Below are 24,103 nucleotides of genomic sequence, written 5' to 3'. Positions count from 1 at the left end.
GGGCCGGCTCCACCACGCCTGCGCAGCCCTGACGGCGCTTGTATCTCGGCAACCAGGGCACATGCCTCTCCTCGGGCGACTGTGACGCTGGGTGTGGGTGACGCCACGCGTACGGTGAGGCCTAAAGCAATCTTGCACCGTAGACCGCGGCAGGGAGCGGCCCCGCTCTCGAAGAATGGCGGGCTGTCAGCTGCCAGGCGGCTGATGCAGGGGCAGGCCTTCAGCTGTGGTGATCGGAGTTGGCGCGGTAAGTGATCCAGCCCGCGGTGGTCGGCACGCCGCCCGGACGATCTTTTGGATGGCTGCGACCTTCCAGCACAGGCACCTCGTCAAAGTCGAACGGGCTGAGCCCATCGATGCAGGCGACGTTCACACCATACTGCGTGGGCACGGAACGCCGGGAGTGAAAGGTGTATATCCCGCACACGGAGCAGAAATAGTGCTTGGCCTGTCCTGTGTTGAATTGATAGAGCGTCAGTTTGTCCTCACCCGCATGCACATGAACGTCATCCAGGTTGACAGAGACTGCTACCGCGCCCCGCATGCCGCAGTACGAGCAGTTGCACCGGCGCGCGCTGCGCAATCCATCGGTCAACAGCAAAGTGAACTTCACGGCGCCGCAATGGCAACTGGCGTGAAGCCCTTTGCGGCCGTCGAAATCAGCTGGGGTCAAAATCGCCTCCACTAACGAATCAGCACATGAACAGATGAGCCATCCGGATCGACTGGCGCAACGCCAGGTCCGCTCCTGGCCGGATTCTGCCCGATGACGAACGGTGCGGCGCCCGCGTGCCTAGGTTCGAGCTGGCGGCATCTGGTCGAAAGCCGAGAGCGGCATTTCCGTCCCGTCATGAGCGACCACCACGCCTGCCGTGGAATCGGAAATCTCAATCGGACGGCTCCAGAACTCGCTCTTGGGAGGTGGCTCCTTCCGATTCTGGTCCGCAACGGCGCCATAGCATCGGGTGATGTACAAGTCCTCTGCCTGCTGGGCTGTCAGGATGATCTTCTGGGGGTACTTGTTTTCGTGGTCACGCCAGTGGGTGCGGAACGCGTTCGAGAGGCGGCGGAATACATCCAGCATGCCTGGGCGATAAGGGGGGAGGTCAACAATGTTCTGGGCTGCCATGGGTTCGATTTTGCCCATGAAACCCGGAAGAAAAAAAAGCCCGCACTCAGCGGGCTTTAACTTGCTCAAGGCAAGGAGGGGAGGGTTGTCGCAGAGGAGGGCGACGGAGCAATCGTACGGGGGCTGACGGCCTGCTTTTGTCAGACAACGCCGCATGAATCCATGGCGGGCTGGGGGACGGAGCGCCGTCTCAATGCCCGTAGGCGCGGGGCCGGCCAAGCGGCGAGGGCAGGCGCAAGCGGGCTGCAGCTGTGGGAGGTCACGGGTCGATCTCACTGCCGTACCGTGCTCCCACAATGTCCCCGGGAACGGATCGTTGGGTGTAAGTCGTTGATTCGTAAAGGGCTCGTGGTCCCTCGACAGCTCTCACATTCTGTCCGCTAGGCCGCATGGATACTCACTTCTAGAAAGGCGCTGGCAGAATGTGCCCCCATTTGTGCCCCCAGCCCTTTTTGGTGCCCCCTTGAAACTCACCGACACGAAGCTCCGCACCCTCTCTGAACCTGGCAAACACGCCGACGGCTTGGGCCTGTATCTCGAAATCACCAAGGCAGGCGGGCGCTACTGGCGCATGAAGTACCGCTTCGCCGGAAAAGAAAAGCGCCTGGCCTTTGGCGTCTACCCCGACATCAGCCTGAAGATGGCCAGGGAGTCCGCGGGCAAGGCCCGCAAGCTCCTGCAGGACAACCAAGACCCGGGGGAGGCCCGCAAGGAACAAAAGGCCCGGGTCGTCCATGAAAACCGCAACACGCTCGAAGCCGTGGCCCGCGACTGGCTCGAACACCAGTCCACCCGCTGGGAGCCCGTCACCATGGGCCGCATTCGGGCTTCTCTCGAATCGGATGTGTTCCCGACCCTCGGTTCGCGGCCGATGGCCAGCCTGAAGGCCAGGGAGGTCATGGAAGCCGTCAAGGCGGTGGAGGCGCGTGGCGCCAGCGATCAGGCGGGCCGGGTGCTGCAGCGCGTGAAAGCCATCTACCGCTGGGCCGTAACGCACCAGCGCATCGACACCAACCCCATGCTCGATCTCGTGCCCTCGGAGATCCTCAAGCCTCGCACCGTCCAACACCGGGCCGCCCTGGCGGAAAAAGAGCTGCCCGAGTTCATGCGCAAACTCGCGGCCTATGACGGCGCACCCAGCATCGTGCTGGGCCTGCGCATGCTCATGCTGACGGCCTGCAGGCCCGGGGAAGTGCGCGGCGCGCGCTGGGCGGAGTTCGACCGCAAGGCGGCCTTGTGGACCATCCCCGCAGAGCGCATGAAGATGCGCGAGGAACACCGCGTGCCGCTGTCCAAACAGGCCCTCGAAGTGCTGGCCAGGATCGAGGCCATCAGCGGCGTCCGGGAGCTGGTGTTCCCCAGTCCCTACTACCCCAGCAAGCCACTGAGCGAGAACACCTTCAACTCAGCACTCGCGCGCATGGGCTACAAGAGCATCGCCACGGCGCACGGGTTCAGGGCCTTGTTCTCGACCGTGGCCAACGAACACGGATGGAACCCGGATGTGATTGAGCGACAGCTCGCGCATCGGGAACAGAACGAAATTCGGGCGGCGTACCACCGGACCACCTACATGGCGGACCGCACGAAGTTGATGCAGTGGTGGGCGGACTACCTGCACGGAAAACTGTCGGCCAGCCCATGATGGTTGCGTCGTTCGGATGCCGCGATGCATCGCAATGCCTTCGGAATTGGATTGGGGTCTGTTAGGAACCATCGGTCGGAAATCGCCAAAAGGCCATGGAAGCCTTTGATAGTTGATGATCTAGCGAGTCCCAAGCGAACCCGGCATTGCGGACGATAAAACCTATAAGTTCAACCAGTCGCTGCATTGACGCGATGCTCAAGCGGAGATCGCTCCATTTAATTCCGAGATTGGCAATATCCACGAGTTGGTATTTGTCCGCGACAAATCTGACCTCCGTGTGCGCAGAAACCTTGTCTCTAACAGTGAGAAATCCTAAAACTGCCGGTGCACTGGACAGTTCAGCCCAGAGGGTGCGAAGCTCCGCCACATATTCACGAAATTGGTCTCTCAGTTCCTTTCGTTCGCGCTCCTCTAGTCCCCTGAGCGCCATGGCAATTTCTGGGTCTTTCTCCTCTCCCGCAGAGGGAATCACCCATACCGCGTACCGCTCCTCTAGCTCAGCAACAACCAGTGCATCGTCTAACGCACTTACGAGGTTGCGAATGCTGGGAGTTCGCTTATCAGCGTCAAGCGTCAGCTTCGCGATGTCCTGAGCACACGAGAAAAACAATGAATTGCGCAGAATTTGAAATCCCCTGAACTGCTCGCGGGAGCCTCGTGTCATGACGGTATCCGGATCAAACAGCATCGGCTCAAGCATCGCGTATTTCTCACGCAATGCAATGAACGAGTCGAGCAGATGCCCGGCGTGAGCTTCGAGTTTTTCTATTTGAGACGGCATGTTGTGGACGGGAGAGTAGGCCTAGATTTGGGACGAGAGTAAGCAGAAGATTGCATCACCGTGGGTTGATACAGAACGGATGCGAGAGTCGCTTTCAGTGCTGTTTGCGCACCAAATCTCATGGTTGAGCCCTATGAACCAAAGCGAAGGCACGCCCAAATTGAGCACTACTCCCATGCCACGTATTCGAGTGAGATGTCTCCGTTATAGGTGCAGAGCTTGAAAGCGTCCGGGCGTTCAATTGAGACGCCAAACGCCTTTCCCAAGTGCAGGAGCGTTCCAGGCTTTGGGCGCTTGTATGGCGTTGGGGGCCACACGGGAAACGCTTGCGCGCGAACGAGCGCCGGCCAAATGTGCGAGACAAATGAAATTTCAGCTCCGTCATAGGAGGCAGACAACAGGCCCACGAGGTAGCCCCGGCTATCAAATACTGGTCCGCCACTCGTGCCGCCGGGAACCGCACATTCGACCGCGAGGCAAGGTCCTGGAAGGCGGCGGTCCCGCCCGTTGAGATAGCGGTCGATGACGCGTCCGAATTGACATTGCGGAGCTACGTCGATGCATGTGACGTCCGCTATTGTTTCGGTACCGTCGCCTGCAGCTGAGAGACCCGTCACCGTAAGAACGTCGCCAATCGTGGGCATTCGCGTGGTGAGCGAGGCGGTCATAAAGCATCGGTCTGCGGGGTAGGGCGAACTCAGAGTCATCGACAAGACTGCGAGGTCGCTGTCGGGGACGAGCGCCATACGCAGCACTGTCCAAAGCAGCATGCCACCGTCAGACAGTGGCGCTTGCACGACAAGTGTCGCCTCATCGGTTTGGAGCTTGTCATAGAAGTCGTGTTCGTGGAGCACGTGTGCGGCGCACAGTGCAAGGCCAGGCCCCACCATCACGCCCGAGCCGTAAGTGTGGTGCCCGTTGCGGTCGCGAAAGCTCAGTGCGAGCAAGGTGCCGTTTTGCGCACCAACACGGATGTAGTCGCTGTTTGCCCCTTCGAAGAGCAAGCGCTTCGCTGTAAAGGTGAACTGCTCGCCCGGCGCAAGCTCCTGCTCGGGCTCGTGAAGCGCAACGGTGGAGGCGTAGTCTTTCTTCATCAGCGCATTTTCCAGTGCCATACGTTTGTTGTGTGGACTTGGTGACGTCCTTATAGCGGTTTACCTTCACCCTAAGTCGGGGCGCGCTGTGATTACAGAGGTTTCCAGCGAGCAAGGGATGCGCCTCGGTGCGCAAGGGGTGGCGCGCAGTGGAGACCCCGCCTCACCTGCCCGCTAAATAGACCGATTGTGCTGACCCCGCCGACTATGGACTTTGCGAGGTGTGGTGCGGCTTTGCGGCCAATTTTCGAGCGGCTTCGAGTGCCCGGATTTGACGGCTTTTGTCTGACCACTTTGCGCGAATTCGAGTGCCGAGTTACGTTACGGGACTTATGCTGGCTGCGCGTCAAAATCCGGCCAGGAGCGGACCTTCAATGCGTCAACCCAATTTTTCAGTCCAATGCGCCCCTTGACATATTTCTCTCTCGTATCAAACGGTTCACTAGTGCGGCACGGAGAACAAGATGTGGTGGTTCCTTGGTGGAGCTTTACGAAGACAGTTCTAGCGGCAGCGTCTCTGTCACTGGTGCGTGATGGGATTGTTCGACTCGATGACGTAGTCCTTGAAGGTCCGTTCACGTTGCGTCAGCTGCTGAGGCATGAAGCCGGGCTGGCTGACTACGGTGAACTTGTCGAGTACCACGCTGCCGTTGCTCGCGGCGATGCGCCCTGGCAGGCGGATGAAATGTTGCAACGCCTCGATGCCACGAGGTTGCGTTATGCCCCTGGAGTGGGGTGGCAGTATTCGAACGTCGGCTACTTGTACGTAGCGAGATTTATCGAGCGTGCGACAGGTCTCGCACTTGAGGAAGCGCTTATGCAACAAGCGTTGGCGCCCTTGGGCCTGCTGAGAGTTCGTAGCGCAAAAACGCCAGCTGACTTGGAAGGCGTGTGCATGGGGGCCATTTCGACTTATGACCCGAGATGGGTTTATCACGGCTTGCTTGTTGGTTCTCTCTCCGACGCTGCCCTCTTTCTAGACCGCCTGATGGCTGGACACCTTTTGCCTGATTTGCTGGTGCAGGAGATGCAAGCTGCACGCGCCCTTGGCGGACCTCTTCCTGGGCGCCCATGGAAGTCGCCGGCATACGGCCTCGGGCTGATGCAAGGCGTGTTGCATAAGGGGCCGACATTGTGTGGGCACACCGGTGCTGGGCCGGGCAGCGTGGTGGCCGTCTATCGCAGAGCCAACGGTTCTAACACGGCGACTTGTGCTGTCTTTCACGCAGGTTCCGACGAAGGCCTTGCAGAGGAGGAGGTCGTCAAGCGGTTGTCGGCGTCCCTGAAGTCTGGTGATTGACGATGCGTGTCCTCTTAGCGTCTGCTTTCAAAAAGCGAATATGACAGCGTTGGGCCCGAGCCGCCGTTGAGAAGCGCCGCCCGGAAGCCACCATTGACTTGCTGCACGCTGCTGTTGGAAATCCCGGTGCCTGCCTACGACAATCTAGGTTGCAGAGAAACAGACATATCACGAGGTTCAATGTCATTCCTTTCCATAGACGCAGCGGCCGAGTTTCTTGTTCGCGTGTGGCATAAGCTTTATGCGCAATCACCTCGCATAACCGTCGCCATTACCCTTTTTGTTTCGGTGACAGCGGGGGCCATTGTTTTCTTTGTGGAGCATCGCGCTGCTGAGCAGCGGGAGGCGAAGCGACTACAGAATTTGAACTATTCAGTGCAAGCGCAGAAGCTTGAAGAGACCAAGTCGAACCTTAAGGCCCTACTTGAGTTCGTCGAAGACGAACGAAGCAGCCTGGCTGCGTCTGAGCGTGCTCTTAGATCGCTAAAAGATGAGCACGAGCAGTTAAAGCCGTTAGTAGAGTCCGACCGTAAAACTATCGATGCGCTCTTTTCCGCCCAGGAGGCAAGGAACCAAGCGGCGCAAAGCACGGAGCGTTGGATTGGCTTCGCTCTGGGAGTTGGCTCGTCGCTGGTCGCATCGTTCATCTTGGCCATAGTCTCCTATGCGCGTCGCAAAAACCCCGCTGCAGCCTAGCCCTTCCATCGAGAGGAAATGCCCCGGCAAGCCGAGTCATCCCTCTCGTGTCAAACGTTGGGAGTCACTCGCAGCAACTACCGCCTTGAAGGAATATGGGGCTCAAATCAGACGTTGATGAAGTCACTAGCTATTGGAGTCGCGCACCATGGAGAGTGCGCGTCGTGCTCGTTCTAGTGCTCTTTATTTCATCTACTTCACTTGCATCCCTTTCCGAGTCAGTCATCAAGTGGAAAGGATTCTTGCTTGATGCTCTTACGTTCTATAGAGCGCATGTCCTGCGCCCTCTCACGGAAGTGGCCCAAAACCTAGTCGGCCATCCTCTGTCAACAACCTTTTTAGACAACGCGGTTCTATACGGCCTCTTCTTTGCGGCCCTGACCCGAGCGCTACTTCTTCGAAACTCTTCAACACTAAAGACGGGAGGAGATGTAGTCTTTATGGGCACGATCTACGTCGCCATGCTCTGGAATCTTTCCGGCCTACGTGACAGCCCAGGAGAAACTACGATTTGGACGTTGTACCCATTGTTCGTATTCAGCGCTTACTTCATCACAAAGGGAGCAGAGCGTCTTCTGGCCATGGTCTACATGCTTACGCCAGTCCTCGCTGTTGGAGTGCTAGCCGCCGTTTCTGTGGGCCTCTCGAAATGACGCCCAACACTTCCATCGAGAGGACGATCTCCGGAAAGCCGGGGCTCGCCTCTCATGTCAAACGTCGAGCGTCTGCTTTCATCTACGGCCACAAGCAGCTTCTGGCCGAATGACGACAATGAAAAAAAGGCCCCAGCATCACTGCCGGGGCCTTTCGTTTTTCAGCGCCAGGGCACGCGCCCGGCTCGCTTCATCGTGATGCTCAGGCCGTCGCCTCCGCCTCCGCCCGCTGCAACTGAAGCGCCTGCACCGGCGTGAGGTACGCGCGTCCCGCGAACGCCCCCAGCTCCAGCACGCCCAGCGCCTCCACCTCGGGCTGCTGCTGTGCCTCTGGCCGCTCCAGCGCCACGGCCGACAGACGCTGCCAGATGAACTTCATGCGGTAGGCCCGCGCATCGTCCGAACGACGGTCAATGCCCAAGGGGTCGGGTACATGCACCATCAGCGCCATGGCCCGCGTGAGAGCTTCCTCGCACTCCGCCAGGGCCTTGCAGGCCTCCAGCCGCGCATAGGCGGCATCGTAGGTATTCGCATAGCGCTCCGCTGCGCGGGATGCGGCGGCCTGAATGGGCAGCGCCGTGCGCTCCGAATCGGCCAGCGCATCGCGCAATTCCTCGGCGATGGCCAGCGCATCGTTCTTCGCGAACAGCGCCTCCTTGACCGCCTTGGTCTTTCGGCGCGGCTGGGGGCATATCCGTGCCGAACTGGGGGCACATCTGGCCGCAGCGTGGTGGGTTCGGTGGGTTTCAGGGGCCTGTTTTGGCCCGCTGGCGCGCGGAAAACCGCCCTGGGGCCGCCCTTGGCCATGGGGGCATATGGCCCCCGGGTGGGGGCATAAAAGAAATGTGCCCCCACTTTTGAAAATTGTGCCCCCAAATGTGCCCCCAAATCGCGCGGATGGGGGTGGACGGGTCTGGACGGGTGCGGACAGCTAAGATGCTGATTTCAAAGGAGAAATAAAAAAGTCCGGAAGAGTTTGGACTCTTGCGGACTGGTCACTGGTCCCCTCGACAGGAATCGAACCTGTATCTAGCGCTTAGGAGGCACTCGTTCTATCCATTGAACTACGAGGAGGCAGCCGCGCATTGTAGTGGGGCTGCGCGTGCCTTCCCGGAGGTGGGGCCTCAGTCGTACTTCACCGTGTAGATGATGTCCACCGCGCTCTTCTCGCCGGTCTGCCCGCGCAGCGTGAGGCGGCGCGAGAGGTCGTAGAAGATGTACAGCGTGCCCAGCGTGCCCGACAGGCTGCGTTCGTAGGTCACGTACAGGTCCTTGGACAGGCGCTTGCCGAAGGTGAGGGCGGCGGCGCTGGCGTCTTCGCCGGAACCGGGGCCCTTGAAGCCGATCTCGTCCAGGCCGACCCGGCTGGCCATGTTGGCCGCCGTGTTGTTGTTGCCGCCCCTCCCCAGCAGCGCCAGCGCGGCCTGCTGCAGCACGGCGGCCTCGGCGCCGCCCGCGGCTGCGTTGCGGCCCAGCACCACCCACGAGAGTTTTTCCGCGTCGGGCAGTTCGGGGTCGGAATACAGGCGCACGCGGGGGGCCTGGGCGCTGCCCGTGACCTGCACGCCCGCGCGCACGCTGATGTTGGGGCGCAGCGCGAGGATGTCCAGCGACGGGTTGTTGTACGGGCCGTTGAAGCGGATGAGCCCGGTCTCCACGTCCAGCATCTGTCCCCAGGCCCGGTAGCGGCCTTCCTCGGTGCGCACCTCGCCCGTCACGCGGGGTGGGGCGCCGGGCACGGCGCTGCTGCGGATGTCCACCTCGCCCGTCAGCCGGGTGGTGATGCCATGGCCGCTCAGCGCGAAGTCGCGGCCCAGGTTGAGGGTGATCGCGATGTCGGGTGGCTTGGCGGTTTCTGCCTGCGCCGCCACCTGGCTGGCCTTCGCGGCGGCCTGCGCCCTGGCCTGGTCCTCGCGGTCCTTGGCGGCCGAGCGCACGACGACGTCCGAGCCCAGGCTGGGGGCGTTTTCGTCGGGCAGGATGATGGTGGCCCGGTCGGTGGTGAGCTTGCCGCGCAGGCTGATCTGGCCCTGCTGCAGCTGGGCCTGCAGCTGGCCCGACACGCTGATCTGCCGGTCTGCGCGCACGAGCACCTGCAGGGCCTTGGCCTCCGCCTGAAAACCCATGGCAATGCCCGAGAGGCCGTTGGCGGCATCGCCCCAGGTGATGCGGCCGGTGCCGGTGAGGGTGCCGCCGTCCTGCGGCGCGGCCGTGCGGTTGCCGCTGAAGCCCGCGATGCGCGCGCCGCTGCCGCGCCCGCCCTGCAGGCGGAACTCGGTGATGTCGAGCTGGTTGCCTTGCAGCGTGGCACGCAGGCGGCCGCCCTGCAGGTCCACGCCGTCCACGGCGGACCGCACCGCCAGGTCGTCCGCGCCCAGGGTTCCCGACCAGCGCGGCGCGTTGCGGGTGCCCGACAGGGTGGCGCTCGCGTCCAGCGTGCCGCGCACGCGCCAGCCGGGCGGGGCCAGGGCCGACCACACGCCCACGTCGGGCAGGCGCGCGCGCAGCGTGCCAGCCAGTGGCGCATCCGGTGCCCAGGCAAGGCTTGCGGTGCCGGTGCGCTGTGGTGCGTCTGCCGCGCCCGGCCGAGCGGGTGCGGGGGGCGAGGCGGCCGCGGGCCCCGCGAGTGACAGGCGGGTGTTCACGCTGGCGTCGATCTCTCCGGCGCGCTCGCTCATCCACCGCACACGCGCCCGCAGGGCTTCGCCGTCCAGATCGAGGGTGGCCTCGGCCTCGCGCACACCCGCTGCCGTGCCCGCTCCCGCCGGTGCTGCCGAGGCCTCGGTGGCGATCGCGGTGGCGGCGCCCGCGCCCTTGCCCTGGCCGCTGCTCTGCACGGCCGTCACGGCGGTGGGGTCTCCGGCCAGGATGCGCAGGTCGCCGCTGGCCCGGCGCAGGCTGGCGCTGGCGCGCGGGTTGGCCGTGGTGGTGTCCACGTTCCACTGGCCGTCCAGCACGATGCTGCTGGCCAGGCCCATGCGGGCCAGCAGGGGCTGGGCCGTGCGGCCCGCGGCAGCAGGGGTGTCTCCCGCGCCCAGCGCGTCGACCCAGGCCATGGGCAGGCCTTGCAGCGTGCCCTGGGTCTGCACCCGCAGCGCGGGCCCGGAGGCCAGGCGCACGGGCTGCCAGCGCAGGACCACGGTGCCCGGCAGCGGGCCGTTCAGGCGGGCCTGGCCTGCGGAGGTTTCCACCGACAACGGGGCGGTGCCCGGGGTTCGCGCGGTGATGTGCAGTGGTTCGGACAGCTGCAGGGTCCATGGCCCGGGGTGCTGTGTGTCCTGCGCCTGCAGGCGCATCTCGCCGACCTGTACCTGCCACTGCGCGGGGGCGGCCAGCCCGCCGGTCAGGCGGGTCTGCAGCGCAAGGCGGTGGGCCTGTGCGCCCTGGGGCGCATCCATGCGGGCCTCTCCTTGCAGCGACAGCGCGGCTTGTGCGAGGGTGCCGGAAAGCTCGGCCTTCACGGCGTGCAGCTGTACCGCGGTGGCGCCCCGGCCGGTACCTGGCGCGGGCGGCAGCGACAGTTCCATGTGCGCGGTGCCAAGGGTGGCCTGCAGCTCGAAGGTGTCCTTGCCCGCTGGCGGCGCACTGCCGCCGCCGGCCGCCTGCAGCTGGCGCACCAGCGTCTGCCAGCCACCTTTCCAACGGGCGGTGAGCTGCCCCGCGCCCTTGGCGGAGATGCCCTGCATGGCGCCTTGCAGCGTGCCGCCCGCCAGCGGCAGGCTGGCCAGCCAGCGCTGGGTGGTGTCGATGTCGCTCCACTGCACCTGCAGGTCGCCGCCACCGGCGAGCGGCGCGGCATGGCCCTGGGCACGGGCGGTGGCGCCGGGCACTGTCAGCACCATCTGGCCCTGCACGGAAGGCGGCCCGCCGAGCGCGATGCGCAGGTCGGTGGCCTCGGCGCGCGCCTGCAGGGCGTCGAGTAGCAGGCGTTCGAGCCGCAACGTGCCGCCAGTGCCGGCCTGCGGGGGCGGGGCGGGCTGCCAGTGGCCTTGCGCGGTGAAGGTGTTGATGCGCAGGGCGGAAGCCCGGCCGCCCGCCGCGACGGCGCGGATGTCCGCCGTGAAGCGCACGGTGTCGCCCTGCGCCGTCTGCGCGCTGAGGCGGCCTGCCAAAGGGGCGGCCGCGAAGGCGGTGTGCAGTGCATCGGGGCGCAGGTTGCGCACCTGGGCCTCGCCTTCCATCGCGTGGGTGGCCGGGGTGTAGTGGCCCTGCAGCGTCACCGTGCCATCGCCGGCCGAGGCCGTGGCGGCAGGCACGGTCCAGCGGGTGCCGTCATAGCGGGCGTCGGCCCGCAGGGCCGTCAAGGGCAGGCGGGCCTGGTCCCAGGGGCCTGGGAGCTCGTTGCGCAGCTGCGCTTGCACCGACCAGTGGGTGCCGCCGCCTGCCGGTCCTGGCCCCGCCTGCACGGTGCCGTGCAACTGGGTCGCCGGCGCCTGGGGCCAGAGCGCCGCGAGGTCGATGGCGTGCAGCGTGGCGCTGGCCGCCTGCAGGGGCTGGGTCGCCCAGGGCGCGAGCGTGGCCTGCACATCGGCCTGCATGGGTTGCGCTGGGGCGGGGGCGGGCGCCTTGGTGGGCGACGCTGGAGCCCGGGGTCCCCGCGTGCCCGGGGCTGGCGTGGGCGTGGAGGTGCCGGGGGAGGGGCTTACACGCGCTTGCAATTGCAAGCGCGCCGAAACGGTGGCCAATGTGCCCTGCAGCGTGGCGTGCGCCTGCACCTGCATGGCGGGTTCGCCGCCAGGCACGGCGGTGTGCACGGTGCCATCCACGCTGGCATCCAGTGCCATGGGGGCCTGTGCGCCCAGGGTGGCCCGCGCGCTGTAGCGGCCCTGGGCCAGCTCCACGCTGTCGATGTTCAGGCGGTGCTCGCGGCCGTCAAACCGGTAGTCGCCCGCCAGGCCCAGCGCTTGCACGGCGGGCGATCCGGCCCATTGCAACTGGTCGACACGAAACGGCACGCCGATGTGCAGCGGCAGCACAAGCTGCGTGAGGGGTGTGGCGGGTTCGGCATCGGGCGGGCTGCCCTGCGGCGTGATCTGCACGCGCGCGGCATGCACTTCGCCCAGTTCCAGCCGCCGCTGCAGCAGGGGAGCCAGCTGCCAGCCCAGGCGGATGTCGGTGACCTCGACGGCCAGGTCCGGGCTGCTCCAGCGCAGCCAGCCGATGCGCCCGCCCTGGCGCAGCGATCCGGTGACCTCGCGGCTTTCCAACTGCTGGCCGGCCGGCAGGTAGCGGGCCGCCCGCGCGAGCGCCGTGGCCAGCGAGGTGCCGCTGCCCGTCCACCACCACACCGCCGCCACGGCGGCGATCGTCAACGCCACCAGGGCCACCAGAAGCCAGCCCGCGGCCCGCGCGGCGCGGCGCGCGCGCCGGGCTGGCGGGCGCGGCCCGGAAGACGACGCCCCGGCGCTGAAGTCCGAGGAGCGGGCGTGGGGCTTGGGGGTGTCGGGGTGCATCCGCCTGGCCATCAGAAGCTGAAACCCAGCCGCAGGTGCAGCCGCAGTTCCTTGGTTTTCACGCCGTAGGCCAGATCGGCCTGCAAGGGGCCCACGGGGCTGCGCCAGCGCACGCCGGCACCCACGCCCACGCGTGGGTCCAGGTCCCCCATGCGGTCCGCCACGGCGCCCGCGTCCACGAACAGGGTGCTTTCCCAGTCGGTCATGGCGCCGCCGTAGACGATGGGCCGCTGCCATTCGACGCTGCCCACGGCCAGGTAGCGGCCTCCATAGAGCTGGCCGTTGTCCGTGCGCGCACCGATGCTGCGGTACCCGTAGCCGCGCACGGTGGTGTCGCCACCGGTCAGGAAAAGCTGGGTGACGGGAATCTGCGCGCCATCGCGCGCCACCACGGCGCCGGCTTCCGCCCGCAGCGCCACACGGGCGCTGCGGGCCACGCCCGCCGCGTCCTGCACGCGCCCCGCCGGGAGGAACGATTGCCACCGCACCAGCGTGCGCACGAACGGGTCGCGCTCGGGCCGCAGCGTGGTGCCCAGTCCCAGTTCCACGGCAATCCCGTGGCCCCGCGTGGGGGCCGTGGGGTTGTTGAAGTAGCGGCCTGTCCACCCGTAGTTCACGCTGACGGCCGTGCCCGATGGCGGGGCGTTCAGGCCCTGGCTGTTGGCGTAGTCGTACTGCAGGAAGTAGTTGCGGTCGATGTGCTTCGTGCTCTTGCTGCGCCCCGAGCGCAGGCGCCCGCTGTTGACTTCGTAGTCGCCCGTCGATTCACGCTGCAGCTGGCCGCCCGCGAACCAGCGCCAGCCCCGGTTGTCTGGCAGGTCGGTCCATTCGGTGCCCGCGAGCTTGGTCTCCCGGTCCAGCGACAGCTTGCTCACGGCGCGCCATCCCAAGCCGGGCAACTGGTTGTGGATGTGCTCCAGGGACAGGCGTGCGCCGCTGTCGGTGGAGAAGCCGGGCCCGAACACGAGCTTTTGCAGCGGGGCTTCGCGCACCTGGGCAACGATGGGCGCGGCCTGGGGGTCGGTGCCCTCGGTGTCGAGCGTGAGGAACACCGCGTCGTAGTAGCCGCTGCTGGCCAGGCGCAGCTGGGCGTCCAGCAGTTCGGCCTCGTCGTAGACCGCGCCCGTGGGCAGCCGCGCCAGGCGCTGGGCGCCGTCAGGGTCGTAGCGCTGGCTGCCATCGACCCGCAGTGGGCCGAAGCGGTAGACCGGCCCGGGGTCGTAGGTCACGCTCAGCCTGGCTTCGTGCTTGTCGGCATCCACCTGCGCGCGGCTGCTGGCAATGCGCGCGGTGGGGTGGCGGCGGGCCTGAAGCTGGCGCAGGCCGTCGGTCTTCGCCGAATCCCAGGCCGATTGGGTGAATGGCTGGCCGGGCGAGAGGGACCAGTCGCGCTGCACGCGCTGCTGCTGGCGCAGGCTGGCTTTCGTGTCGGCAGCGTCGTTTTCCTGCGCCTGCGTGCCGGCGATGGCGGGGCTGGCGGCGCCCGCGAAGTCGATGTCCGCGCTGGCGATGCGGGTCTGGGGCCCCGGCTCCACGGTCACCGTCACGGTGCGCGGCGCGGTCTTGCTGTCGGGGGTGTCGGTCAGCTCCACCGTGATGGTCGGGGCGAAGTAGCCCATGGTGCCCAGCAGTTCGCGCGCATTGGCGTCGGCCGCGCCCAGCAGGCGCTGCAGCTCGTTGGCGTGCAGGTCGGGCAGATTGCGAAAGCGCTGCAGCTCCAGGTGGCGCTCCAGCGTCTCGCGCACGCTGTCCGGGGCCTTGACCTGCACGTTGAACGACGGCGCATCCGATGCGGCGATGACCGGCGCGGGCGCCGGGGCGTCGCGTTCCTCCGCGCGGGGCAGCAGGCTGCAGCCCTGCAGGGCCAGCGCTCCGAAAAGCAGCAACGCCGGCCACGGGGCCGGCGTTGGAGATGTGGCGGTAGGGCGCGGGATGCTGAAATGCACGACAGGACGGTATTGGAGTGGAACGTGGCCCGCAGGCCTTGCCCCGCCACTATGCACCGAAAATAAGACCGCCTGTGTCAGACAGTTACGCGCGATGGACCGGTGCGCGCCGCGGGCGCCCCTGCCTACTTGGACAGCAGCCGCATCGTCTCTTCGAGCCCCTTGAGCGACAGCGGGTGCATGCGGTTGCCGACGAGCTGCTGGATGATGCTGATGCTTTGCCGGTATTGCCACACGCCCTGGGGCTCGGGGTTGATCCACGCGTGCTTGGGGAAGGCGTGCGTGAGGCGCTGGATCCACTCCGCCCCCGCCTCCTCGTTGTTGTATTCCACGCTGCCGCCGGGCTGCAGGATCTCGTAGGGGCTCATGGTCGCGTCGCCCACGAAGATCAGCTTGTAGTCCTTGTTGTACTTGCGGATGATGTCCCAGGTGGGAAACTTCTCCGCGAAGCGGCGGCGGTTGTTCTTCCACATGAAGTCGTACACGCAGTTGTGGAAGTAGTAGAACTCCAGGTGCTTGAACTCCGTCTTCACGGCGGAAAAGAGTTCCTCCACGCGCTGGATGTGCTCGTCCATGGTGCCGCCCACGTCCATCAGCAGCAGCACCTTCACGTTGTTGTGGCGCTCGGGCACCATCTTGATGTCGAGGTAGCCCGCGTTGGCGGCCGTGCTGCGGATGGTGTCGGGCAGGTCCAGCTCCAGCTCGTGCCCCTCGCGCGCGAACTTGCGCAGGCGGCGCAGGGCCACCTTGATGTTGCGCGTGCCCAGCTCCTGCTGGTCGTCGTAGTCCTTGTAGGCGCGCTGCTCCCACACCTTCACGGCGCTCTTGTTCTTGCCCGCGCCGCCAATGCGCACGCCCTGCGGGTTGTAGCCGCCGTGGCCAAACGGGCTGGTGCCGCCCGTGCCGATCCACTTGCTGCCGCCCTCGTGGCGTTCCTTCTGCTCTTCGAGCCGCTTCTTGAGCGTCTCCATGAGTTCGTCCCAGCCCATCTTCTCGATGGCTGCTTTCTGTTCAGGCGTGAGCTCGTTCTCCAGGATCTTGCGCAGCCAGTCGGCCGGGATCTCCTTGGTGAAGTCGGCCACCATCTCCACGCCCTTGAAGTAGGCGCCGAAGGCCCGGTCGAACTTGTCGTAGTGCTTCTCGTCCTTCACGAGCGTGAGGCGCGAGAGGTTGTAGAAGTCGTCCAGGCTCCAGGCATCGTCGGACTTGGGGCCCACCACGCCAGCCTGCAGGGCTTCGAGCAGGGTGAGGTATTCCTTGACCGATACCGGCAGCTTGGCCGAGCGCAGGGTGTAGAAGAAGTCGATGAGCATGGTTCTGGCCTCCAGCGGTTACTGGGAAAGCGTGTGGCGCTCTAAAAGGTATAGCAGCTGCGCCTTGGCTTCGGGCCATTCGCCCGAGCGCATGCTGTACATCACCGTGTCGCGGACGGTGCCGTCGCGGCGCAGGGCGTGGCCGCGGATCACGCCGTCCTTCCTGGCGCCCAGGCGCTCGATGGCTTTTTGCGAGGCGAAGTTGTAGTTGTCCGTGCGCCAGCCCACCACATGGCTGCCCAGCGTGTCGAAGGCGTGGCCCATCATCATCAGCTTGCACGTGGTGTTGACGTGGGTGCGCTGAACGCTCTGTCGGTACCAGGTGTAGCCGATCTCCACGCGCTTCACCGCGGGCAGGATGTCGTGGTAGCTCGTGGAGCCCAGGACCTTGCCGCTGGCATCCTCCACCACGGCGAACGCGAAGCGGTTGCCGTCCTCGCGCATCCTGAGCGCCGTCTCGATGTAGGCACGCGTGTCCTGGGGCTCGGGCACCGAGGTGACGCGCAGCTTCCACAGTTCGCCATCGGCGGCGGCGGCGGCCAGGCCGTGTTCGTGGGACAGCGCCAGGGGTTCCAGGCGGATGCCGCGGTCGCGCAGGGTGACGGGTTCTACAAAGGCCATGTGTCGTTGCCCTTCATCAGTCCTTGGAAGGCTTGTTGCGCCGGTGCGTCTGCCAGCGCCGTGCCGCATGCAGGCCCAGGCCGCCGCCCAGGCCCACGAGGGCGATGCCCCCCAGCGCCTTGTTGCCGTAGCCCGGCGCGAAGATGTCCAGGCCCAGCCACTGGCCCAGCCAGAAACCGGCGAGGGCGCCGCCGACAAAGCCGATGGCGTCGGCGATGCCGTCCATGACGGAGGGGGTGGTGGGCGCGGCCATGGCGGGGGGACTACCGGTTCCTCTGGTTCATGAACACCAGCTTTTCGAAAAGGCTCACGTCCTGCTCGTTCTTGAGCAGCGCGCCCACCAGTGGCGGCACGGCCACCTTGTTGTCGGCGCTTTGCAGCGCGGTCAGCGGAATGTCTTCGGCCACCAGCAGCTTGAGCCAGTCGAGCAGTTCGCTGGTCGAGGGCTTCTTCTTCAGGCCGGGCAGGTTGCGCACGTCGTAGAACGTCTTCATCGCCACGCCCAGCAGCTCGCTCTTGAGCGTGGGGAAGTGCACGTTGACGATCTGGCGCATCGTGTCGGCTTCGGGGAACTTGATGAAGTGGAAGAAGCAGCGGCGCAGGAACGCGTCGGGCAGCTCCTTCTCGTTGTTGGAGGTGATGAACACCAGCGGGCGGTGCTTGGCCTTGATGAGCTCGCGCGTCTCGTAGCAGTAGAACTCCATGCGGTCGATCTCGCGCAGCAGGTCGTTCGGGAATTCGATGTCGGCCTTGTCGATCTCGTCGATCAGCAGCGCCACGGGGCGGTCGGCCGTGAAGGCCTGCCACAGCACGCCCTGGATGATGTAGTTGCGGATGTCCTTGACGCGCTCGGCGCTGTCGCCATCGCCCAGCTGGCTGTCCCGCAGGCGACTGACCGCGTCATACTCATACAGGCCCTGCTGCGCCTTCGTGGTGGACTTGATGTGCCATTGCAGCAGCGGCATGTCGAGCGCCTGGGCCACTTCCTCGGCCAGCATCGTCTTGCCGGTGCCCGGCTCCCCCTTGATGAGCAGCGGGCGTTGCAGGGTGATGGCCGCATTCACGGCGAGCATCAGGTCTTGGGTGGCGACGTAGTTCTGGGAGCCTTGGAATTTCATGGGGGCGAATCACCGGATCGTTGATGAATGGGCTTGACAGGCGCTGGCTATAATCGGCGGTTGATCAGAGCCCAGAGCTGAACTTCCACGAGATTGTGCGCGCAAAATGAACAAAACGCTGACCACGCTATTTGCCCTGGCTGTCGCTTCCGTGACCGCCCTGTCCCATGCCCAGGAAGCCAAAGGCGACGTGGAAGCCGGCAAGCAGAAGATTGCCATGTGCATTGGCTGCCACGGCATTCCGGGCTACCAGGCCAGCTTTCCCGAAGTGCACAAGGTGCCCATGATCTCGGGCCAGAGCGCCAAGTACATTGCCTCGGCGCTTGTGGCCTACCAGAAGGGCGAGCGTAAGCACCCCACCATGCGCGGCATCGCGGATTCGCTGAGCGAAAAGGACATCGCCGACGTGGCCGCCTACTATGAGCAGCATGGCAAGACGGGGGCCGAACTGCCCGCCAAGCCTGGTCGCGAACCCAGCGTGCAGGTGGCCGAGCTTCTGAAGAAGGGCGCCTGCGTTTCGTGTCACGGCGACAACTTCGCCAAGCCCATCGACCCCTCGTACCCCAAGATCGCGGGCCAGCACGCGGACTACCTCTTCGTGGCCCTCAAGTCCTACAAGGCCGAGAAGAACCCCAACGTGGGCCGCAGCAACGCCATCATGGGCGGCGTGGCCAAGCAGTTCACCAATGCGGAGCTGAAGGCGCTGTCGGGCTACATCAGCGGCATCGACGGCGACCTGCACGTGGTGCCGCAATCGCGTTTCCGCTGAGCCGCTGCGGTGTGCCACCAAGAAGACGCCCCTCCTGCGAGGGGCGTTTTTGTTGGTGGCGGGGCATGACGGGCGGCTGAGGGTCAGCTTCGGCACGGGACGCTGGTATTTTTGAACGGTTGCATCGATCCAGGCGGAGACACGATGGGCTATCTCGACTCGCATTCTCTGCACCGGCTGAGCCACGCGACGCTGCTGGTGCATTCGACACGGGACTCGAACGACCTGTCGAACAACCTGCTCCAGGCGCTGCGCAGCGTGGTGGGCGGAGACATCTTCGTTGTCGACTGGCGCAACTGCACGCCGACGCTGCGCACCCTGTATGCGCCGGAGCGCGCCGTGTCGCGCGAAATCAACGAGGCCGTCCATCAGCACCTTGGCGACAATCCCGGCTACGGCAAGCGCCGCGTGCCGATGAGCATTTCCGACCAACTCTCGCCGACGGCGTGGAGCCGGTGTGCGCTGAACGCGGAGGCCTATGGCCGCGTCGGCCAGAAGGATGGGCTGGGCCTGGACATCGACCTTGGCGAAGGGCGCATGCTCACGCTCAATGTCACGCGCGCAACGCGCGGCTTCGGCGACCCCGAGCGCACGTCGCTCGCGCTGCTGGAAGGCCACATCCGCCAGACGCTGGGCCGCCTGCAGGCCCGCAGCAGGCGCCGCCACATCGCGCACCGGCTGCACGATCGCGCCTTGAGCGAGCGCCAACGCGAAGTGCTCGTGGCGGTGGCCCATGGCGCGACCAACGCCGAAGTCGCGGCAAGGCTCGGCATCCGCCCGGGTACCGTCAAGCGCCATCTCGAGGACATCTACGTCAAGACAGGCGTCGGCAGCCGGCACCAGCTCGCCGGTTGGCTGGCTGACGAATAGGCGCGCGCGGTCGTGTGCCGTCGGCACATGACCGGCGAGCTCCCCTCCCCTACGATCCATCGCGATGCTGCGGCGGGCCGTGATCCGCCGCCAAAACCGAAGACAGGGGATGAGATGGGCAGGAGTGTCTGGCACCTGAAGGGCGCGTTGTGCCTGTTCGCCGCCGTGTGCGCAACGCTGGTCCTGGGGGGCTGTGCCATCGTCGTGCAGACGCAATGGATCGAGGCGCCGCTGGTCGCGGACGCGAGTCTGCAGGGATCGGATTACGCACCGAGCAATCCCGATGGCCTGCGGATCAATGAACATCAGCAGGCGGTCGTCCGCTTCTCGCTCGATACGCTTCCCAACGGCAACATGGTCCTGGTGTCGCGGGCGGGCTCCGGTCAGCCGCTCCAGGTGGGGCCGTCCGCCTATGCGCTGACCGCGGACAAGATCGCCAGGGCCAGGATCGTCGTCTATGTCCAGAACGTCCGGGTGGCCGGCAGCGTTGCGTTGGTTCCCCTCGAAGGCAATGGCTGTTGGCCGCAGGAAAGCGTGGCGCCTGCATGCGTGGAGGGCCCGCCGACGCCTGGCGTCGACCCGGACTACCAGGCCGGAAGCAGCGTGCGCAAGCCGGTGGCCATTCGCCAACCGGGCTTTCGGAGCTTCGACGCCACCGACATCGTCAAGTCGTGGGTGGACGGCAGCCGTGCCAACAACGGCATCAAGATCGTCAGCGTCCCAGGTGCCGATGCGTCCCATGCCGACTTCGATGTCGCGGCGAAGGAGTCGAGCCCGGGCAAGACGCTGGTGCCGCATTCCGTCCAGTTGTTGATCACGCTGTCGGATTTGACGGGGGTGTCATCGAATGCCGCATCGTCGTCCCAGATCCAGGAGAGCGCTCCCGGTGCGGCGGATGCGGGCAGTGCCGATCTGCGGCTGAGCGGCACGGCCGGAAGCCGCGGCGTCGCGCTGCTCAAGACGCCGGAGCTTCCTTTTGTGGTCCGCAGCATCATGCAGTATTCCTCCACGCCGCTGCAGGCCAGCCTCGTGACCTATGCCAGCAGCGTTTCGCAACCGGGCACGCTGCGGCTCTCCCCGGCCGAGGACTTCGACGCGGGCACCGTTTCCTGGAACACCCAGCCCGCGTGGGACGGCGCCCGGGCGGCGACGGCGCCTGTGGCGGGCCCGGGCGCGGTCAGCGTGTTCGATTTCAGCCGCAACTACGGGGAGCTGCTGGCGGACGAACAGAATGCGAACCCCGGCACGACGGATTCCGCGCTGCCAGGCTATGCGGCCGCACTCGAGCCGGACGCCGGCGCTCTCGCCACCGTCGATGGTGTGCCGAACAGCACCACTGCGCGCGCGCCGCGGGCAACACTGGTGTACAAGACGCCCGAGGCGCTCCAGGGTCCGCTGGCTATTTTTCAGGGCGTGAGACTCTTCGATCCCGACGACGCGGGCCCCTGGGGCTGGGAGACCGCCTACATGCCGGCCTCGCAGTCGTTCAGCATGCGCATCGGCCAGCCCTCCTCTCCGTTTGGAGTGCGGCCGCAAACGGTGTGGAGCGACACCCATGCCATCGGCTTTCTTTCTGTGCCCGTCAACGTTGCGGCGCCCGGCACGGGCGCGAGCGCGACCTTCCCTTCCGGGAGGAATACCTTCGAGACGATGGGCTCCGACAACTGGACCCCCGTCGTGCCCACGGCCAATCGTGTCGTCGGAAGCTACCTCGTGCACATCACGATGCCGGGGCACAACGCGCGCTTTGATCTGCAGTTTCACAACCTGCCGCTTCCGGTGCCCGCATTGCAAGGGCCGTCCACCGTGCTGCTGCCCGCGGGACAAACGGCGGTTTCGCTGCCTGCGACGGCCCCGGCCGATCCTGCCGCAGGATTCGTATTGGCGGTGGACGATGCCGTCGTCAACGCCCATATCGACAACACGACGAAATGGAGGATCACGAGCTCGGTGGCGGGCGACGTCCTGCCTGGCGTGATCGCGCAGAGCGATGGCAGCGTGGGCTGGCCCATCGGATTTGCCTCGGCCGGGCCGCGGACGCTGACCGTGACGAGCCAGGGCGATGCCTCGGTCCGGGCATCGATGCAGACGACGGTGCAACAGCAGTCGAGCGTGCGCCTGGCTCAGCCGCTGGCCGGAGCCACGTTCGTCTACGGCCAGGCGATCACGCTCCTGGCCGAAGTGACGGGGGGAGCGGGGCCGCCGGCCGGCAGCGTGCACTTTTCCGATGGCGCGGCGACGGACCTTGGCGATGCGGGGCTCGATACCTCCGCCAGGGCGGCACTCGCGCGCCAGTTGCCCGTTGGACGGCACGATGTCCAGGCGGCCTATGCAGGCGACATCGCCAGCTTCACGCTGCCTTCGGTGTCCAATCCGGTGGCCATCGAGGTCCTGCCAGCTTCGACGGGTATCGCCCTGGAGGCGGTGGGACCGGTCGGTCTGGGCGGTTCGGTGACGGTGTGGGCGGCGCTGGCGGTGGCCGCGCCGGGGGGCGGCACGCCGACGGGAACGATCACGATCACGAACACCACCGACGGCCTGAGCTGCAGCTACGCGGCGGCCGCGGCGGCGCCAGGCTGCTCACTGCGGCCGAAGGGCTCTGGCACGAAGGCGCTGACCGCAAGCTACTCCGGCGACGGCAATTTCCTGGCAAGCAGCGCGGCGGGGACCCTGGTCGTGAGCGCATCGCCCACCCCGGTGCCGGTGCCCCTGTTCTCGCGGGAAGGGCTCGGCCTGCTGGTGCTGCTGCTGGCCGGCACCGCGCTGGCGCACAAGGCGCGCAAGCCCGGGCGCTGAGCGGGGAGGGTTCAGCGCCGCATGCGAATTTGCATGCAGCCGGGCAACCAGGCGGGAAGCCCAGGACAGGGCTGCAGCATGGCGAGGCGAACCAACGACGCCATGCGGTTGGAGGCCAATCCGTCTCAGTCCCGCGTGGCCCGCCGCTGCACGCAGGCGATGTAGGCCTCGCCGTCCGGCGGGCGGCCGGCGCGCTGGCTTTCCCACAGCATCTCGCCCAGGCAGTCCATGGCGGCGTGGTGCGCATCGTGCAGCGAGTCGAGCCGCGCGGTCAGCAGCTCCACCGCCTGGCGGATGCCGCGCGGCTGGTCGATGCTGCACTGCTCGCTGATCGACAGGTGCATGGACAGGTGCAGGAAGGGGTTGGTCTGGCCCGGCGTCTCGTCGTAGTTGCGCGCCACGGCGGCATCGGCGTCGGACAGGTCGGTGTGGTACTCGGGGTGCTCGGCGATCCACAGGCTGGCCAGCGTCTCGATGGCTTCCATGGGCGCGCCGGCCTGGGTCTTGGCGTGCACCCCGCAGAGAAAGCGGCGCACGTCGGCTTGGGAGGGGCTGAACATGGGGCGTGAGCGTAGCACGCAGCCCTGGCGCACAGGGCGTGCAGGGTTGCACGCGGCGCCGGAGTGCGGCTGGCGCGCCGGGGCGGGTGCGCGACGCGCGGCAGCGGCGGTGTCCTACGCGGGCGCGGCGGGAGCTGCCCTACATTGGCGATGCGCAGGGACAGGGAGCCGGGCCCGCTCTGCCGCAGTCCCTGAATACCCGGTGTTGGGAGATCTGTCATGAATGCAATGCGAATCGTTGGTGTGCTTTTGTTGGTGCTGGGCTTGGCAGGTTTTCTGACGGGGGGCTTCAGCTTCACCAAGGACACCACGCAGGCCAAGCTGGGCCCGCTGGAACTGACGGTCAAGGAAAAAGAGTCCGTCAACATTCCCCAGTGGATGAGCCTGGGGGCGATGGTGCTGGGCGGCGTGGTGCTGGTGCTGGGCTTTCGCAAGAACTGAGCCTTCACCACCCCAGCGTGGGCGCCCTGTGCGCGCAATGCCCGTGCCGGTGCCAGGCTGGCACCGGCGTGAAGCCGCCCGGCGGCCGCCGGGCCCCGGGCTTCACTCGCCCCGGCCGCGCGGCGCACCCATCATGCGCGAGATGGTCTTCGCGGCGCGCAGCAGCGCGGGCAGCAGGCTCTCCTGCATCATGGCCGCGCTGGTGCGGTTGGCCTGCCCGCTGATGTTGAGCGCCGCCACCGTCCGCCCCGTGCGGTCGGCCAGTGGCGCGGCGATCGAGATCAATCCTTCCTCCAGCTCCTGGTTCACCAGGCACCAGCCCTGCTGGCGTGCCTCGCGGATGCGCGACAGCAGCGCGGGCAGCTCGGTGGTGGTGTGCGCGGTGAAGCGCTCCAGCGGATGCTGCGCCAGGCGGGCCTCCAGCTCCTCATCGGGCAGCCCGGCCAGCAGCACGCGGCCCATCGAGGTCCAGGGCGCGGGCAGGCGCGAGCCCACGCCCAGGTTCGTGCGCATGATCTTGTGCGTGGGCACGCGCAGCACGTAGACGATGTCGAGGCCGTCGAGCACGGCGGCCGAGGACGACTCGCGCACTTCTTCCACCAGGTCCTCCATCACCGGCTCGGCCAGGTTCCAGATCGGCAGCGATGAAAGGTACGCAAATCCCAGGTCCAGGATGCGCGGGCTCAGCCGAAAGAGCTTGCCGTCCGTCTCCACATAGCCCAGCGTCTGCAGCGTGAGCAGGATGCGGCGCGCACCCGCGCGCGTGAGGCCCGCACGGGCCGCCACTTCGCTCAGCGTCTGCTGCGGCGTGGCCGCGCTGAACGAGCGGATCACCTCCAGCCCGCGCGCGAACGACTGCACATAGCTGTCGCTGGGCTTGGGGTCTTTGGCGTCAGGGGTTTGGATATTCATACG

21 protein-coding genes and 1 tRNA gene are annotated in these 24,103 nt (G+C 66.1%); 8 read left to right on the top strand and 14 right to left on the bottom strand.

The annotated features are described in order from the left end of the window. Positions 1–220 precede the first annotated feature (220 nt). Complete coding sequence (locus KW843_RS15195; RefSeq protein ID WP_218295991.1) at positions 221–673, bottom strand: GFA family protein; 453 nt, start codon at positions 671–673, stop codon at positions 221–223. A gap of 120 nt (positions 674–793) precedes the next feature. Further along, complete coding sequence (locus KW843_RS15190) at positions 794–1,129, bottom strand: hypothetical protein (RefSeq protein ID WP_218295990.1); 336 nt, start codon at positions 1,127–1,129, stop codon at positions 794–796. A gap of 463 nt (positions 1,130–1,592) precedes the next feature. Between KW843_RS15190 and KW843_RS15185 the strand changes: the two genes are divergently transcribed. Beyond that, positions 1,593–2,774, top strand: coding sequence for an integrase arm-type DNA-binding domain-containing protein (locus KW843_RS15185; protein WP_218295989.1), 1,182 nt, complete (start codon positions 1,593–1,595; stop codon positions 2,772–2,774). Between the two features lie 61 nt (positions 2,775–2,835). Here KW843_RS15185 and KW843_RS15180 read toward each other — a convergent pair whose 3' ends face one another. After that, complete coding sequence (locus tag KW843_RS15180; RefSeq protein ID WP_218295988.1) at positions 2,836–3,558, bottom strand: hypothetical protein; 723 nt, start codon at positions 3,556–3,558, stop codon at positions 2,836–2,838. 167 nt (positions 3,559–3,725) lie between these two features. Beyond that, entirely contained in the window at positions 3,726–4,673 is a 948-nt protein-coding gene (locus KW843_RS15175; protein WP_218295987.1) for a serine protease, read from the bottom strand. 379 nt (positions 4,674–5,052) lie between these two features. Between KW843_RS15175 and KW843_RS15170 the strand changes: the two genes are divergently transcribed. The 3 genes from KW843_RS15170 to KW843_RS15160 all read left to right on the top strand — a co-directional run bounded on the left by KW843_RS15170 (position 5,053) and on the right by KW843_RS15160 (position 7,301). Continuing rightward, positions 5,053–5,952 carry a serine hydrolase gene (locus KW843_RS15170; protein WP_255594765.1) on the top strand — a complete coding sequence of 300 codons (900 nt, stop codon included), beginning with the start codon at positions 5,053–5,055 and terminating at the stop codon, positions 5,950–5,952. A 180-nt stretch (positions 5,953–6,132) separates the two neighbouring features. Continuing rightward, positions 6,133–6,648: a hypothetical protein gene (locus KW843_RS15165; protein WP_218295985.1), complete on the top strand. Its 516-nt coding sequence runs from the start codon at positions 6,133–6,135 to the stop codon at positions 6,646–6,648. A 164-nt stretch (positions 6,649–6,812) separates the two neighbouring features. Next, complete coding sequence (locus KW843_RS15160) at positions 6,813–7,301, top strand: hypothetical protein (RefSeq protein WP_218295984.1); 489 nt, start codon at positions 6,813–6,815, stop codon at positions 7,299–7,301. Between the two features lie 202 nt (positions 7,302–7,503). Here the strand turns inward: KW843_RS15160 and KW843_RS15155 are convergent, their stop codons facing one another. The 8 genes from KW843_RS15155 to KW843_RS15120 all read right to left on the bottom strand — a co-directional run bounded on the left by KW843_RS15155 (position 7,504) and on the right by KW843_RS15120 (position 17,752). Then, entirely contained in the window at positions 7,504–7,911 is a 408-nt protein-coding gene (locus tag KW843_RS15155; protein ID WP_218295983.1) for a hypothetical protein, read from the bottom strand. 389 nt (positions 7,912–8,300) lie between these two features. After that, a tRNA-Arg gene (locus tag KW843_RS15150) sits at positions 8,301–8,375 on the bottom strand. A 50-nt stretch (positions 8,376–8,425) separates the two neighbouring features. Beyond that, positions 8,426–12,754, bottom strand: a complete 4,329-nt coding sequence (locus KW843_RS15145; RefSeq protein ID WP_255594764.1) for a translocation/assembly module TamB domain-containing protein — start codon at positions 12,752–12,754, stop codon at positions 8,426–8,428. 11 nt (positions 12,755–12,765) lie between these two features. Next, positions 12,766–14,640 (bottom strand): autotransporter assembly complex family protein, encoded by a 1,875-nt coding sequence (locus KW843_RS15140; protein ID WP_218295981.1) that lies wholly within the window; start codon positions 14,638–14,640, stop codon positions 12,766–12,768. A gap of 185 nt (positions 14,641–14,825) precedes the next feature. Further along, on the bottom strand, positions 14,826–16,013 hold the full coding sequence (locus KW843_RS15135; protein WP_218295980.1) for a VWA domain-containing protein: 1,188 nt from the start codon (positions 16,011–16,013) through the stop codon (positions 14,826–14,828). An 18-nt stretch (positions 16,014–16,031) separates the two neighbouring features. After that, entirely contained in the window at positions 16,032–16,634 is a 603-nt protein-coding gene (locus KW843_RS15130; RefSeq protein WP_218295979.1) for a GNAT family N-acetyltransferase, read from the bottom strand. A 16-nt stretch (positions 16,635–16,650) separates the two neighbouring features. Further along, on the bottom strand, positions 16,651–16,887 hold the full coding sequence (locus KW843_RS15125) for a hypothetical protein (RefSeq protein WP_218295978.1): 237 nt from the start codon (positions 16,885–16,887) through the stop codon (positions 16,651–16,653). Positions 16,888–16,897: 10 nt separating this feature from the next. Next, a complete protein-coding gene (locus KW843_RS15120) occupies positions 16,898–17,752 on the bottom strand; it encodes a MoxR family ATPase (RefSeq protein ID WP_218295977.1) in 855 nt (284 codons plus the stop codon). 106 nt (positions 17,753–17,858) lie between these two features. Here KW843_RS15120 and KW843_RS15115 point away from each other — a divergent pair, with 106 nt between their 5' ends. The 3 genes from KW843_RS15115 (at position 17,859) to KW843_RS15105 (ending at position 22,187) form a co-directional block, all read left to right on the top strand. Continuing rightward, entirely contained in the window at positions 17,859–18,521 is a 663-nt protein-coding gene (locus tag KW843_RS15115) for a cytochrome c (RefSeq protein ID WP_218295976.1), read from the top strand. A gap of 144 nt (positions 18,522–18,665) precedes the next feature. Next, on the top strand, positions 18,666–19,391 hold the full coding sequence (locus KW843_RS15110) for a helix-turn-helix transcriptional regulator (protein WP_218295975.1): 726 nt from the start codon (positions 18,666–18,668) through the stop codon (positions 19,389–19,391). Between the two features lie 27 nt (positions 19,392–19,418). Beyond that, a complete protein-coding gene (locus tag KW843_RS15105) occupies positions 19,419–22,187 on the top strand; it encodes an Ig-like domain repeat protein (protein WP_218295974.1) in 2,769 nt (922 codons plus the stop codon). A gap of 125 nt (positions 22,188–22,312) precedes the next feature. Here the strand turns inward: KW843_RS15105 and KW843_RS15100 are convergent, their stop codons facing one another. Further along, a complete protein-coding gene (locus tag KW843_RS15100) occupies positions 22,313–22,747 on the bottom strand; it encodes a DUF1841 family protein (protein WP_218295973.1) in 435 nt (144 codons plus the stop codon). A gap of 219 nt (positions 22,748–22,966) precedes the next feature. Between KW843_RS15100 and KW843_RS15095 the strand changes: the two genes are divergently transcribed. Further along, positions 22,967–23,188, top strand: a complete 222-nt coding sequence (locus KW843_RS15095) for a hypothetical protein (protein ID WP_029413244.1) — start codon at positions 22,967–22,969, stop codon at positions 23,186–23,188. 102 nt (positions 23,189–23,290) lie between these two features. Here the strand turns inward: KW843_RS15095 and KW843_RS15090 are convergent, their stop codons facing one another. Further along, positions 23,291–24,100, bottom strand: coding sequence for an IclR family transcriptional regulator C-terminal domain-containing protein (locus tag KW843_RS15090; protein ID WP_218295972.1), 810 nt, complete (start codon positions 24,098–24,100; stop codon positions 23,291–23,293). Positions 24,101–24,103 lie beyond the last annotated feature (3 nt).

This window comes from Acidovorax sp. sif1233 (genome assembly GCF_019218755.1).
Taxonomy (GTDB): domain Bacteria; phylum Pseudomonadota; class Gammaproteobacteria; order Burkholderiales; family Burkholderiaceae_C; genus Acidovorax.
Note: the sequence above shows the minus strand (reverse complement) of the source record. Positions and strands in the feature narration are given on the sequence as shown.